Here is a 13,251-nt window from a genome sequence, read left to right as displayed (position 1 = left end):
AAGGAGATCTGTACGTGAGCGCGATCACGAGCACGCCGAGCATGACCACGACCGCGGTCCAGGCGCAGCAGTTCGCTGACGTCTTCACGCGGCTGGTCACCAACGTCGAGCGGGCGGTGCTCGGCAAGGATCACGTGATCCGGCTGGCGCTGACGTGCCTGTTCTCCGGCGGGCACCTGCTGCTCGAGGACTTCCCCGGGACCGGCAAGACCTCGCTGGCGCGCGCGCTGGCGGCGTCGGTCCACGCCAGCCACACGCGGATCCAGTTCACGCCGGACCTGCTGCCCTCCGACGTCACGGGCGTGACGATCTTCGACCAGGCCAAGCGCGAGTTCGAGTTCCACGAGGGCCCGATCTTCGCCTCGGTGGTGCTCGCGGACGAGATCAACCGCGCCTCGCCCAAGACCCAGTCAGCGTTGTTGGAGGTCATGGAGGAGGGCCGGGTCACCGTGGACGGCGTCCCCCGCGCCGTCCCGACCCCGTTCATCGTGCTCGCGACCCAGAACCCGATCGAGCAGGCCGGGACCTACCGGCTCCCCGAGGCGCAGCTGGACCGGTTCCTCATGCGCACCTCGCTCGGCTACCCCGACCAGCGTGCCACCGTCGAGATCCTGGCGGGCTCCGCCGTCCGCGACCGTACCGCCGCGCTGCAACCGGTCATCGGCGGACCCGAGGTGCTGCAGCTGGCCCAGCTCGCGGCCAACGTCTATGTCGACGGCGCGGTGCTGGAGTACATCGCGCACGTCGCCGAGGCCACCCGCGCTGCACCGGAGATCGCGCTCGGCGCCAGCGTGCGCGGTGCACTCTCGCTCGTGCGCTGCGCCAAGACCTGGGCGGCGTCGAAGGGTCGTCACTACGTGATCCCGGACGACGTCAAGGAGCTCGCCGAGCCGGTGCTCGCGCACCGGATGGTGCTCGACGCCGAGGCGGAGTTCGAGGGCGGCACGACCGGGCGCTCGCTGCAGCGGGTGCTGAGCGAGATCGCGCCACCCGCCCAGCGATCGGACTCGGTCTGACGGACCTGGGATGAGCGCACCGAACTCGGCCACGCGGCAGGCGGCCGCGATCACGCCCGGGTTGCCCGAGGGCACCGGGTCGATGTCGCGCGCCGTCACCGGGCTGGTCGCCGGTGTCGCGAGGTCCCGGACGGCGATCTCCTGGGTCAGCCGCGCCGGCTGGGTGGTGCTGATCACCGGGGTCGTCTCGCTGGGCGTCGGGCTCCGGCTGGGCTGGGTCGAGCTGATCGTCCTCGGTGGTGCGCTGCTGACGCTCGTCGTCGGCGCGATCGCGTTCGCGATCGGTCGCCACCCCTACCAGGTGCAGTTGCGGCTGCGCGAGGGACGGGTCGTGGTCGGGGAGCGGGCGATGGGCGCGCTCGAGGTCACGAACGTGAGCCACCGGTCGGTGCTGCCCGCCCGCATCGAGCTGCCGGTCGGCACCGCGAAGGCGTCCTTCGCGCTGCCGACGCTCGCGGGCGGCGCCGAGCACGACGAGCTGTTCGCGATCCCCACCGAGCGTCGCGGCGTCATCACCGTGGGGCCGGTCTCCTCGGTCCGCGGCGACCCGGTCGGTCTCATCCGCCGCGCCGTGCTCTGGACGGAGCCGGAGGAGCTCTACGTCCACCCGCGCACGATCAAGATCGGCGGCTCGGCCGCCGGCTTCCTCCACGACCTCGAAGGTCGCGAGACCCGCGAGATCACCAACGCCGACCTGTCGTTCCACGCGCTGCGCGAGTACGTCCCCGGTGACGACCGCCGCTACGTGCACTGGCGCAGCTCGGCACGCACCGGCACCCTCATGGTCCGTCAGTTCGAGGAGACCCGCCGCTCCCACCTCGTGCTCGGGCTGTCGGTCCACGAGCAGGACTACGGCCACCCCGACGAGATGGAGCTGGCGATCAGCGCCATCGGGTCGCTGGGCCTGCACGCGATCCGGAGCGAGTCCGACCTGACCGCGATGACCACCGAGGAGGTGCTGCCGCACCGCAGCCCGCGCCAGCTCCTCGACGGGCTCACCCGCATCGAGGCGAACCGGAACCCGACCTCGATCGTCGACCTCGGCCGCACGATCGCGCGCGACGTGCAACGGGCCACGGTCGTGCTGCTGGCGTTCGGGTCCACCGTGACGCCGGACCACATCCGGACCGCCGGCGCGGTGCTGCCCACGGGCGTGCGCGCGCTGGCGATCCGCGCCAGCCTCGGCGAGGACTCCGAGCTCGCTGCGCGCCGGCTCGGCAACGTCACGGTGCTGACGCTGCCGACCCTCGAGGAGCTCCCGCGCGGCTTCCGCAAGGTGGAACGATGAGCGCCGCCGGCGGCGCCGCGGCCCCGAGCCGTCGTCAGCTGCGCGGGAACGCGACCGGGCTGCCCGCCTGGGCGCGGTGGTTCACGGTGCAGCGGGTGGTCGCCACCCTGGTGCCGGTCGCGCTGATCGTGCTCGGGCTGGCGCCGCTGCACCAGGTGTACCTGACGGCGGCGCTGTGGGTCACGATCGCCGGTGGCGCGGTCCTCGGCACGGCGCTCGCGATCGCCGGTGCCCAGCGCCGCTGGCCTACGCTGACCGTCCTCGCGTTCGCCCTGCCGACGTTCTTCCTGTTCGGTGCGTTCGCGGCGCCGTCGACGGCGATCGGCGGCGTGCTCCCGACCCTGACCACCTGGCAGCTGATGGGTGTCGGCGTCGTCACGGTGTGGAAGCAGGTGCTGACGATCGCACCGCCGCTTGGCACCACCGGCGTGCTGCTGCTGCTGCCGTACCTGCTCGCGTTCTTCGGGTCGCTGATCGCCGTCACGATCTCGCTGCGCGCCCGGAGGTGGTCGCTGAGCCTGCTGGTGCCCGTCGTCGTGGGGATCGTGGGCATCCTGTTCGGCACCCGGATCCCGGTGGCCCCCGGCGTCGTCGGCATCGCGGCCGTGGCGATCGCGGTGATGTGGGTCGCCTGGCGCTCCGGCCGGCTCGAGACCCATCGCGTGATCGCGATCCCGCTGGTGCTCGGCCTCGTCGCGGTCGGCGGCACGGCGACGGCGCTGCTCGTGACACCGGACAACTCGCGTCTGGTGCTGCGCGACCTGATCGACCCGCCGCCGGACCCGCACGACTACACCAGCCCTCTCGCGAGCTTCCGCCGCTACGTCGACACCCTGGCGGAGGAGACGCTGCTGACCGCCTCCGGGCTGCCGGCCGGGACCGAGCGGATCCGGCTCGCGACGATGGACAGCTACGACGGTCACGTGTGGGGCATCACCGGCTCCGGTGCGGCCGGCACCGGCACGTTCACCCGCCCCGGCGAGCGGCTGGTCACCGAGCCGTCGGCCACCGGGTCGCGGGTGCAGGTCCGCATCGAGGCCTACACCGGGGTCTGGCTGCCGACGATCGGCTCCAGCGAGGACGTCGACTTCACCGGCAGCCGGGCCGAGAACCTCATGGACTCGTTCTACTTCAACCGCACCACCGACACCGGGCTGGTGGCGGCGACGCTGCGCTCCGGCGACGGCTACCAGCTGGTGGCCGACCCGGCTCCCGACGTCGTCGAGGACGACGAGTCGGCCCCCTCGGAGTCGATGCTGCAGCTGCCCGCGGCACGCATCCAGATGCCCGAGGCCACCGGCGTGCCCGACGTGATCGCCTCGCTCGCCTCGGAGTACACCCAGGGCGCGACCGGCGACTACGAGCGCGTCAGCATGATCGCGACGTCGCTGCAGCGCTACGGCTTCTTCTCCCACGGGTTGGAGGGCGATCCGCCCTCCCGGCCCGGGCACGGCGCGTCGCGGCTGGTGGCGATGCTCGAGTCCGACCAGATGACCGGCGACGCCGAGCAGTACGCCGCCGCGATGGCGTTGATGGTGCGCGAGCTCGGGCTGCCCGCCCGGGTGGTGATGGGGCTCGACGTCTCCGAGGCACCGGTCGAGGACGGCGCTGTGACCGTCACCGGCGCGGACGTGACGGCCTGGGTCGAGGTGCCGTTCGAGGCCCAGGGATGGATGCCGTTCTTCCCGACGCCGGAGGAGGACCAGGTCCCGCAGGTCCAGAACCCCGACCCGCAGGATCGTCCGGAGCCGCAGGTGCTGCAGCCGCCTGAGCCCCCGCAAGAGCCACCGGTCGTGCCGCCGCTGGACCGCGGCGAGGCACCGGCCGAGCAGGAGGGCCAGGACGAGGAGACGCTCGGCGAGCAGATCCTGCTGTACGTGGCCATGGTGGGCATCCCGCTGCTGGTGCTGATCAGCCCGTTCCTGGTGATCGCGGCGCTCAAGGCCAGGCGCTGGCGCAGGCGCCGCACCTCGGGCTCGGCCGACGCCCGCATCGCAGGCGGCTGGGCCGAGCTGTCCGACCGCGTCCTGGACCTCGGGGTGACCACCCCGGCAGGTGTGACCCGCCGCGAGGCAGCACGCAGCTACGACACCGCGCTCACCGGAGCCGGCACGTCCGGGTTGGCCCGCCGCGCCGACGCCGCGGTGTTCGCACCAGAGCCGGCGTCGGAGGCCGACATCGACGGCTACTGGGCGGACGTCTCCACCGCCGTCAGGCACGCCGGCGCCGCGGTGCCGTGGCGCCGACGCGTACGAGCGCGGTTCACGCTGCGCTCGCTGCGGCGCCGGTGACCGCCGGTGCCTGAGCTCGGCCAGAATGGGTGACATGGACCGCGCCGCAGATGATCAGCTGGTGGGGGAGGCCGCACCGTACCTCGAGGAGGGCGCACCGAGCACCGGCGGTCGCAACACCCGACCGCTCGCGATCCCGGTGCTGGTGACGACCTACACGGGCAGCACCCGCACCGGTGCCGGCGCGGCCGCCGCCCTGCTCGGTGCGCTCGCCGGGCTCGGCGCCTGGTTCGGGTTCGAGCAGCTCGACCAGCCCGACCCCTCCACCGTGCTCGCCGTGCTCGCCTTCGTCGTCGCCGCCGGTGCGCTCGCCGCGTCCGTGCTGCTCGGGATCCGGCTGCTGCGCAGCGGCGCCCGGCTGGTCGAAGCCCTGCGGCGCTGGCACCAGGTCGCCCCCGAGGTACCCGTGCGCGGTGCCGAGGTGCTCACCGAGCAGCCCGGCATCCTGCGGGTCGTGCTGGCCGGAGTCTCCGTGCTCGCCGGCCTCGGGGCGCTCCTGCTCGCGGCGGTCACCGGCGAGACCTCGGTCTGGGTGGGTGGTGGCATCGCCGCCGTGGCCCTGCTCGCGACCGGCGCCGTCGCCGGGCTCGGCTGGTGGAAGCTGCGCTCGATGCTGCGGCTCACGGCGCCGCAGGCCTCGCAGGAGGCCTTCGCACCCGCCCCGTACGCGCACCCGGGTGCCCCGCAGCAGCCCTACCCCCCGGCACAGCCGCAGCACCCGCTGCCGCAGGCGAGCCCGCAGGCCTGGGCACCACCACCACCGCAACCGGCCCAGCCCCCGCAACCGCAGCCGACGCAGCCCTGGCTGCCCGGCGCCGGCGCGCCCGGTGGCGAGACCTGGCAGCCCGAGGTGAGCGAGCCCGACATCGGTGACACGCGGCTGGTGGCCGACACGACGATGTCCGGACGCTCCGAGCGCGCACCACGCCCCGCCGTCGTGCTCGACGACGGTCGCCGCCTCACGTCCGGCGCCGTCACCCTCCTGGGCCGGGCACCTCTCGCCAAGGACGCCGACCTCGACGTCGAGACCGTCGCGGTGCTCCATCCCACCGTCTCCAAGACGCACGCGTCGTTCCGCATCACCGCCGATACGGTCTACGTGACCGACCGGAGCTCGACCAACGGGAGCTCCGTCGTCGACCGCGACGGCGCGCAGCGCCGCCTGCGCCCGTGGGTGGAGGAGGCGGTCGAGACCGGCAGCGAGGTGCTGCTGGGCAGCTACCGGGTCAAGGTCGTCGCCGCGGAGGACATGCCCTAGAGTGGATTCCGTGCGGACGACGCAGCTCCTCCTTCGTCGCCGCGGCGAGGCCCACTAAGGCCGGCTTCCTCGTCGCGGAGTGACGTGGTGCCCGGCCACCGGCAACGAGCCGCGAACCGAGCGCGGAGCACAGGAGCAGCAGCCATGAGCACGACCCACACGACCTTCGGGATGCCGGTCGGCAAGTACCGACCCTTCCAGGACACCACCGCGCCGATCGACCTGCCCGACCGGCAGTGGCCGAGCAAGCGCATCACCGCCGCACCGCGCTGGCTCTCGACCGACCTGCGCGACGGCAACCAGGCGCTCATCGAGCCGATGGACCCTGCCCGCAAGCGGATGATGTTCGACCTGCTGGTGCGGATCGGCTACAAGGAGATCGAGGTCGGGTTCCCCGCGGCCTCGCAGACCGACTTCGACTTCGTGCGGTCGATCATCGAGGACGAGGCGATCCCGGAGGACGTCACGATCTCGGTGCTGACGCAGGCGCGGGACGACCTGATCGAGCGCACGATCGACTCGCTGGTCGGTTCCCACCGCTCGACCGTGCACATGTACAACGCGACCGCACCGGTGTTCCGCCGCGTGGTGTTCCGCAACGACAAGGCCGGCACCAAGGACCTGGCGACCGAGGGCACCCGCCACGTGATCGAGTACGCGGAGAAGGTCCTCGACCCGGACACGATCTTCGGCTACGAGTACTCGCCCGAGATCTTCATCGACACCGAGCTCGACTTCGCGCTCGAGGTCTGCGAGGGCGTCATGGACGTGTGGGCACCCGAGGACGGTCGCGAGATCATCCTCAACCTGCCCGCCACGGTGGAGCGCGCCACGCCGAACGTGTACGCCGACCAGATCGAGTGGATGAGCCGCAACCTGTCGCGGCGCGACTTCGTGTCGCTGTCGGTGCACCCCCACAACGACCGGGGCGCCGCCGTCGCGGCGGCCGAGCTGGCCGTGATGGCGGGCGCGGACCGCGTGGAGGGCTGCCTGTTCGGTCAGGGCGAGCGCACCGGCAACGTCGACCTGCTGACGCTGGGCATGAACCTGTACAGCCAGGGCATCGACCCGGGCGTCGACTTCTCCGACATCGACGAGATCCGCCGCACCGTCGAGTACTGCACCCGCATGGACGTGCACCCGCGCCACCCCTACGGCGGCGACCTGGTCTACACGGCGTTCTCCGGCTCGCACCAGGACGCGATCAAGAAGGGCTTCGTGTTCCGGCAGCAGCAGGTCGCCGAGGCCGGTGGCGACGAGACCGCCGTGGCGTGGGACCTGCCGTACCTGCCGGTCGACCCGAGCGACGTGGGCCGCAGCTACGAGGCCGTGATCCGCGTCAACAGCCAGTCCGGCAAGGGTGGCGTGGCGTACCTGCTGCAGAGCACCCGGAGCCTCGACCTGCCGCGGCGGCTGCAGATCGAGTTCTCCTCGATCGTGCAGAAGTACACCGACCGGTTCGGCGGCGAGATGACCGCCGAGCAGCTCTGGGAGATCTTCTCCGACGAGTACCTGCCCGCGACGCCGGAGAACGGGCTGGAGCCGTGGGGCCGGTTCGCCCTCGGCGCGAGCCAGGTCGCCTCGGCCGGCGACGGCAGCAACGACCTGCTCACCGTGACCCTGCGCGACGGCGCGGACGAGCGCACCGTGCAGGCCTCCGGCAACGGCCCCCTCGCGGCGTTCGTGTCGGTGCTGGCCCAGAGCGACGTGCAGGTCCAGGTACTGGACTACGCCGAGCACGCGCTGTCTGAGGGGGAGTCGGCGAGCGCCGCCGCGTACGTCGAGTGCGAGGTCGACGGCGAGGTGCTGTGGGGCGTCGGGATCGACCCCTCGATCACGACGGCCTCGTTCAAGGCCGTGATCTCCGCCGTCAACAGGGCGCTGCGCTGACTCTCGGGGGTTGACACCGGCACGACCGAAGCCGAGACTTCCGGGAGCCGAGCGTGGTTCGGTCCTGATGGTGGCGGCGTGTGGATCCGGGATGACCAGGGGTCTGCCTCCGGCAGGACGACACCCGGCGAACAAACGGCGGTCCGTCCCGCTGTGAACGGCGCTGGTGGGTCTGCTGCCCGCCAGCGCCGCTCGTCGCGGAGGCATGGTGTGAAGATCGCGGGAAGGTGCCGGCCGACCGGGCGCGGCATCGTGCCGCGCACGCGCCCGTGGGGGACAATGGCCGGGTGAAGCTGTACCGGGACGAGGGCGTGGTGCTGCGTACCCGCAAGCTCGGTGAAGCGGACCGGATCATCACCTTCCTCACGCGCGAGCACGGCCAGGTCCGTGCGGTCGCCAAGGGTGTGCGCCGCACCTCCTCCCGGTTCGGTGCCCGGCTGGAGCCCTTCAGCGTGGTCGATGTCCAGCTCCACATCGGCCGCAACCTCGACATCGTCACGCAGGTCGACACGCTCGCCCCGCACGGGCGCGCGATCGGGGCCGACTACGCGTTGTTCACCACCGCGACGGCGATGGTCGAGACCGCGGAGCGGCTCACCGAGATCGAGCGCGAGCCGGCCACGCAGCAGTACCTGCTGCTCGTCGGCGCGCTGCGGTCGCTGGCCGAGCGGATGCACGCCCCGAGCCTCGTGCTCGACTCCTACCTGCTGCGCGCGCTCGCGATCGCGGGCTGGGCGCCCAGCTTCGGCGAGTGCGCCCGCTGCGACGCCGAGGGACCGCACCGCGCGTTCTCTCCGGCGGTGGGCGGCATGGTGTGCGCCTCCTGCCGGCCGCCGGGGTCAGCGGCTCCCGCGACCGAGACGGTCGCGCTGCTCGGCGCGCTGCTGACCGGTGACTGGTCGGTCGCCGATGCCAGCGACGAGCGGCACCGCCGGGAGACCTCGGGTCTGGTCGCCGTCTACACGCAGTACCACCTGGAGCGGGGGCTGCGCTCGCTCCGGCTGGTCGAGCGCGCATGATCGCTCCGCCACCGCATCCGTCGGGGGCTCGACCGCCGCAGCTGCCGCCGGCGCTGGTGCCGAAGCACGTGGCCGTCGTCATGGACGGCAACGGGCGGTGGGCCAACGCGCGAGGGCTGCCCCGGACCGAGGGGCACGCCGCCGGTGAGGCCGTGCTGCTCGACGTGGTGGCCGGTGCGATCGAGCTGGGGATCACCCACATCAGCGCGTACGCCTTCTCGACCGAGAACTGGAAGCGTTCGCCCGCGGAGGTGCGCTGGCTGATGGGCTTCAACCGCGACGTGCTGCGCCGGCGTCGTGACCAGATGAACTCGTGGGGCGTGCGGGTGCGGTGGGCCGGCCGCCGGCCGAGGCTGTGGCGCAGCGTCATCGCCGAGCTCGAGGAGGCCGAACGGGTCACGCGCGGCAACGCGACGTGCACCCTGACGATGTGCGTCAACTACGGCGGTCGCGCCGAGATCGCCGATGCCACCCGCGCGATCGCGCGCGAGGTGGCCGCGGGCCGGCTCGACCCGGAGCGGATCACCGAGCGCACCGTGGCGCGTCATCTCGACGAGCCGGACATGCCCGACGTCGACCTGTTCCTGCGGACGGGCGGCGAGCAGCGTGCCTCGAACTTCCTCATCTGGCAGTCCGCCTACGCCGAGATGGTGTTCCTCGACAAGCCCTGGCCCGAGGTCGACCGCCGCGACCTGTGGGACGCCGCCGTCACCTACGCGCGCCGAGACCGGCGCTACGGCGCGGCGGTCGACGCCGTCGAGCGCGAGCGGTAGCCCGGTGACCTCGTCGACGCCTGGCAAGGCCGGGGTGGACGGAATCGTGTTGAAAGCGGGGGTCGGGATCCCGTCACAGCGGCTCAGGGAGCGCGTTCGGGCTCGGTGAGCTCCGCCGTCGGGCGGTCCTCGGCCGGCGTCTCGGGGGAGCGGCGGCGACGACGCAGGAACGCGATCGTCAGCACGATCACCAGCACGACCGCCAGGATCGCGGCGAGGCCCAGCGGCGAGCCCGCGGCGGTCGCCATCACCGCCTCCCACGCGGCGAAACCGATCGTCGCGTAGATCGTGGCCCAGGCCAGCGCCCCCGGGATCTGCGCGAGCGCGTACTTCCAGACCTCGATCCGCAGGATGCCGGCACCGGCCTGCACCATCGACTGGAACCCGACCGTGAGGTAGCACAGCGGCACCATCACCAGGCCCCAGCGGCGCAGCGCGCGCACACCGGGATCGGCGCCACCGGCCTCCAGCCAGCCGTGCATGCGGCGTTGCCAGCCGTCCTGGGGTCGGGTGCGACGCAGCGTCTGCTCGGTCGCGACACGGCCGACCCAGTAGACGAGCTGGCCCCGGGTCATGGCGCCCAGGAACAGCGCCACGAATGCGGCCCAGAAGGGGACCGTGGTGAGGAAGTCAGGCACGCGCGCCGCCTCCGTAGATGCGCGCGGCGCAGTCGCGGCAGATGCCCACCAGCTCGGCGGTGTGGTCGACGTCCACGAAGTCGTGCTCCTGCGCGATCCGGGAGGCCCAGCGCTCCACGGCCTCGCCGGCCAGCTCGACGGTCTTGCCGCACTCGCGGCAGACCAGGTGGTGGTGGTGGCCGCGCGCGCAGCGGCGGTACAGCGCCTCACCGTCCTCGATGCGCAGCACGTCCACGTCACCGGCCTCGGCCATCGCCTGCACCGTGCGGTACACGGTCGCGAGGCCGACGTTCTGGCCGGCGTCCTTGAGCAGCTGGTGGAGCTGCTGTGCCGAGCGGAAGTCCGGCGTGACCTCGAGCAGGTCAGCGAGCGCGGTGCGTTGCCGGGTCATCCGTTGCATCAGCTCTCGCCTCCTCCGACGTCGATGCGGGGCGTGCGGCCCGGTGCCACAACGGCCGCAGGGCAGCGGTACCAGCGTAGATGGCGATCGCGATCACCACGATGAGGGCTCCCGGCGCCAGGTCGACCGTGAACGTCACGAGCAGGCCGCCCACGCACGCGAGGCCACCGATGACCATCGCGATCGTCATGGTCTGGCGGAACGACCGTGCCACGAGCTGCGACGCGGCGACCGGGACGATCATGAGCGCGCTGACCAGCAGCAGCCCGACCACCCGCATCGACACGGTGACCGTGAGGGCGGCGACCACGGCGACCGCGATGTTGAGCACGGTGACCGGCAGGCCGGTCGACCGGGCGAACTCCTCGTCCTGGCTGACGGCGAACAGCGCGCTGCGCAGCCCGACGCCGACCGCGAGGATCACGCCCGACATCACCAGCGTGGCCACGAGATCCGCGCTGCTCACCGTGGCGAGCGACCCGAAGAGGTAGCTCATGAGGTTGGCGTTGGTGCCACCTGCGAGCCCGATCAGCACCACACCCCCGGCGATGCCGCCGTAGAAGAGCAGGGCGAGGGCGAGGTCCCCGCTGGTGCGGCCCCGGGCACGGACCGCCTCGATGACGACGGCGCCGGCGATCGAGGCGAGCACGGCGCCGGGGATGGCGTAGGCGTCGGCCCTGGCAGCACCGGTGGCGGCGCCGACCAGCCAGCCCAGCGCCACTCCGGTCAGGGCGACGTGGCCGATGCCGTCGCCCAGCAGCGACAGCCTGCGCTGCACGAGGAACGTGCCCACCACGGGCGCGCTGATGCCGACCACGAGGGCGGCGAGGAGGGCCCGTTGGAACAGCGGTGTCGAGAGCATCTCGAGCACGGTGCTCATGGCAGGCTCCGCTGGGTCGGCGGCTCGGAGGGCAGGGCGTGCTCGACGTGGAGGTGGTCGTGGGCGCCGTGCGGGTGCGCGTGGTCGCGGGGCAGGTCGCCGTCGTGGATGACCCGGCCGGCGCGCAGCACCACCGCGCGGTCCAGGAGCTCGGCGAACGGTCCGAGCTCGTGCAGCACCACCACGATCGTGCGACCCTCGGCGTGCAACCTCCCCAGCAGCGCGGCGAACGAGAACTGCGTGAGCAGGTCGACGCCCGCGAGCGGCTCGTCGAGGATGAGCAGGTCGGGGCGGCGGACCAGGGCTCGCGCGATCACCACGCGCTGGGCCTGGCCGCCGGAGAGGATCCCGAACGGACGGTGCGCGAGGTCGGCGACGCCGAGCTCCTCCAGCGCCGCCAGCGCCTGCTCGCGGTCGGCCCGCCGCAGCCACCAGCGGTTGCGGCCCAGCAGCCCGGTCAGCACGACCTCGAGCACGGTCGCCGGCACCCCGGAGGCGGCGCTGAGGCGCTGCGGGACGTAACCGATCCGGGGCCAGGCGACGCGGGCGGCGTGGTGGCGCGTCGAGACGTCGTACAGCTTCGCGTCGCCGGAGACGACCGGGACCTGGCCGAGCGCGGCGCGGATCAGCGTCGACTTGCCCGACCCGTTGGCTCCGAGGAGGGCGACCGCCTCGCCCGGGTGCACGCGGAGGCTGACGTCCTCGAGCAGGGTGGTGCCGGCGACGGCGACCGAGACCCCGTGCAGGTGCAGGGGATCGGGATCGCTGCCTGGGTCTGCTAGCTGCACCGAAGTCCTTCGTGGAGGGCGGCGAGGTTCGCCCTCATCGCGTCGAGGTAGTCGTCGTTCCCGTCAGAGCCGGCGGGCGCGAGCTCGATCGGGTCGAGCGTAGCGAGCGTCACGCCGAGCTCGCTCGCGAGCGTGTCGGCACCGGCGGTCAGGCCACCGGGCTGGGTGAAGATCGTGGTGACGCCCTCGTCACGGGCCTGCTGCAGCACCTCGGCGACGCGAGCGGGGGAGGGCTCGGCCTCGGGGTCGAGGCCGCTGATGCCGACCTGGGCGAGGTCGAACGCGTCGGCGAGGTAGCCGAAGGCCTCGTGGCTGGTGACGAACGTGCGGTCGGTGCAGTCGGAGAGGCCGGCGTCGAACTCGCCCTGGAGCGTCTCGAGGTCGGTCCGCAGCGCGGCCGCGTTGGTCTCGTAGGTGGCAGCGCCGTCCGGGTCCGCGGTGGCGAGCGCCTCGGCGAGCGCGTCCGCCACGGACGCCACGCGCATCGGGTCGAGCCAGAAGTGAGGGTCCACGCCGCCGTGCTCGTGCTCCTCCTCGTGCTCCTCCTCGCCCTCGTGGTCGTGGTCGTGCTCCTCGACGGCGAGCAGGTCGGCCGACTCGGCGGCATCGACCACCAGCGTGGCCTCCCCGGCCTCGCCGATGGTGTCGTCGACGGCGGCCTGGAACCCCGAGAGCATCAGCACCACATCGGCGCCGATGAGCGTCGAGACGCCGGTGGGGGACAGCTCCAGGTCGTGCGGCTCCGTACCGGCAGGTGCGACGCTCGTCACGGTCGTCGCCTCGCCGGCGACGCGCTCGGCGATGTACTGCAGGGGGTACGCCGTGACCGCGACCTCCACCCCGTCGTCGGCCCCGGCTGCCGAGCACCCGGTGGCGAGCAGCGCGAGCGACGCGAGGACGGGCAGCAGCGAGGAGCGCGCGGAACGGGACGGCATGACAATCATTCTCAACAATGCTGAGAATGGTTGTCAAACCGGCGTCACCTCGACCGGCTAGCCTGGCCGGACGTC

General features: G+C 72.6%; 12 protein-coding genes. 7 read left to right on the top strand and 5 right to left on the bottom strand.

Going from position 1 to position 13,251, the window contains the following annotated elements; all coding sequences use genetic code 11:
* Positions 1 to 41: 41 nt before the first annotated feature.
* The 7 genes from GPA04_RS04475 (at position 42) to GPA04_RS04445 (ending at position 9,535) form a co-directional block, all read left to right on the top strand.
* Positions 42 to 1,016 (top strand): AAA family ATPase, encoded by a 975-nt coding sequence (locus GPA04_RS04475; RefSeq protein ID WP_156223093.1) that lies wholly within the window; start codon positions 42 to 44, stop codon positions 1,014 to 1,016.
* Between the two features lie 10 nt (positions 1,017 to 1,026).
* Positions 1,027 to 2,304, top strand: coding sequence for a DUF58 domain-containing protein (locus GPA04_RS04470; protein WP_156222792.1), 1,278 nt, complete (start codon positions 1,027 to 1,029; stop codon positions 2,302 to 2,304).
* Positions 2,301 to 4,595, top strand: a complete 2,295-nt coding sequence (locus tag GPA04_RS04465; protein ID WP_156222790.1) for a transglutaminase-like domain-containing protein — start codon at positions 2,301 to 2,303, stop codon at positions 4,593 to 4,595. The genes GPA04_RS04470 and GPA04_RS04465 overlap by 4 nt, the downstream gene beginning before the upstream one ends.
* Positions 4,596 to 4,629: 34 nt before the next feature.
* Positions 4,630 to 5,853 (top strand): FHA domain-containing protein, encoded by a 1,224-nt coding sequence (locus GPA04_RS04460; protein WP_156222788.1) that lies wholly within the window; start codon positions 4,630 to 4,632, stop codon positions 5,851 to 5,853.
* A 144-nt stretch (positions 5,854 to 5,997) separates the two neighbouring features.
* Positions 5,998 to 7,743 (top strand): 2-isopropylmalate synthase, encoded by a 1,746-nt coding sequence (leuA, locus tag GPA04_RS04455; RefSeq protein ID WP_206674114.1) that lies wholly within the window; start codon positions 5,998 to 6,000, stop codon positions 7,741 to 7,743.
* Between the two features lie 287 nt (positions 7,744 to 8,030).
* Positions 8,031 to 8,762, top strand: coding sequence for a DNA repair protein RecO (gene recO / locus GPA04_RS04450; RefSeq protein ID WP_156222786.1), 732 nt, complete (start codon positions 8,031 to 8,033; stop codon positions 8,760 to 8,762).
* Positions 8,759 to 9,535, top strand: a complete 777-nt coding sequence (locus tag GPA04_RS04445) for an isoprenyl transferase (RefSeq protein ID WP_156222784.1) — start codon at positions 8,759 to 8,761, stop codon at positions 9,533 to 9,535. Before recO ends, GPA04_RS04445 begins: the two co-directional genes overlap by 4 nt.
* Positions 9,536 to 9,618: 83 nt before the next feature.
* Here GPA04_RS04445 and GPA04_RS04440 read toward each other — a convergent pair whose 3' ends face one another.
* Genes GPA04_RS04440 through GPA04_RS04420 form a run of 5 tightly spaced genes read right to left on the bottom strand, consistent with a single transcriptional unit; the run spans position 9,619 to position 13,176 of the window.
* Positions 9,619 to 10,173: a DedA family protein gene (locus tag GPA04_RS04440; protein WP_156222782.1), complete on the bottom strand. Its 555-nt coding sequence runs from the start codon at positions 10,171 to 10,173 to the stop codon at positions 9,619 to 9,621.
* Positions 10,166 to 10,573, bottom strand: coding sequence for a Fur family transcriptional regulator (locus GPA04_RS04435; RefSeq protein WP_156222780.1), 408 nt, complete (start codon positions 10,571 to 10,573; stop codon positions 10,166 to 10,168). The genes GPA04_RS04440 and GPA04_RS04435 overlap by 8 nt, the downstream gene beginning before the upstream one ends.
* Entirely contained in the window at positions 10,536 to 11,453 is a 918-nt protein-coding gene (locus tag GPA04_RS04430) for a metal ABC transporter permease (RefSeq protein ID WP_156222778.1), read from the bottom strand. Before GPA04_RS04430 ends, GPA04_RS04435 begins: the two co-directional genes overlap by 38 nt.
* On the bottom strand, positions 11,450 to 12,241 hold the full coding sequence (locus tag GPA04_RS04425; protein WP_241680602.1) for a metal ABC transporter ATP-binding protein: 792 nt from the start codon (positions 12,239 to 12,241) through the stop codon (positions 11,450 to 11,452). Before GPA04_RS04425 ends, GPA04_RS04430 begins: the two co-directional genes overlap by 4 nt.
* Positions 12,232 to 13,176 (bottom strand): metal ABC transporter substrate-binding protein, encoded by a 945-nt coding sequence (locus GPA04_RS04420; protein WP_156222776.1) that lies wholly within the window; start codon positions 13,174 to 13,176, stop codon positions 12,232 to 12,234. Before GPA04_RS04420 ends, GPA04_RS04425 begins: the two co-directional genes overlap by 10 nt.
* Positions 13,177 to 13,251: the final 75 nt, after the last annotated feature.

It is taken from the genome of Pseudactinotalea suaedae (assembly GCF_009733815.1).
GTDB lineage: Bacteria > Actinomycetota > Actinomycetes > Actinomycetales > Beutenbergiaceae > Pseudactinotalea > Pseudactinotalea suaedae.
Note: the sequence above shows the minus strand (reverse complement) of the source record. Positions and strands in the feature narration are given on the sequence as shown.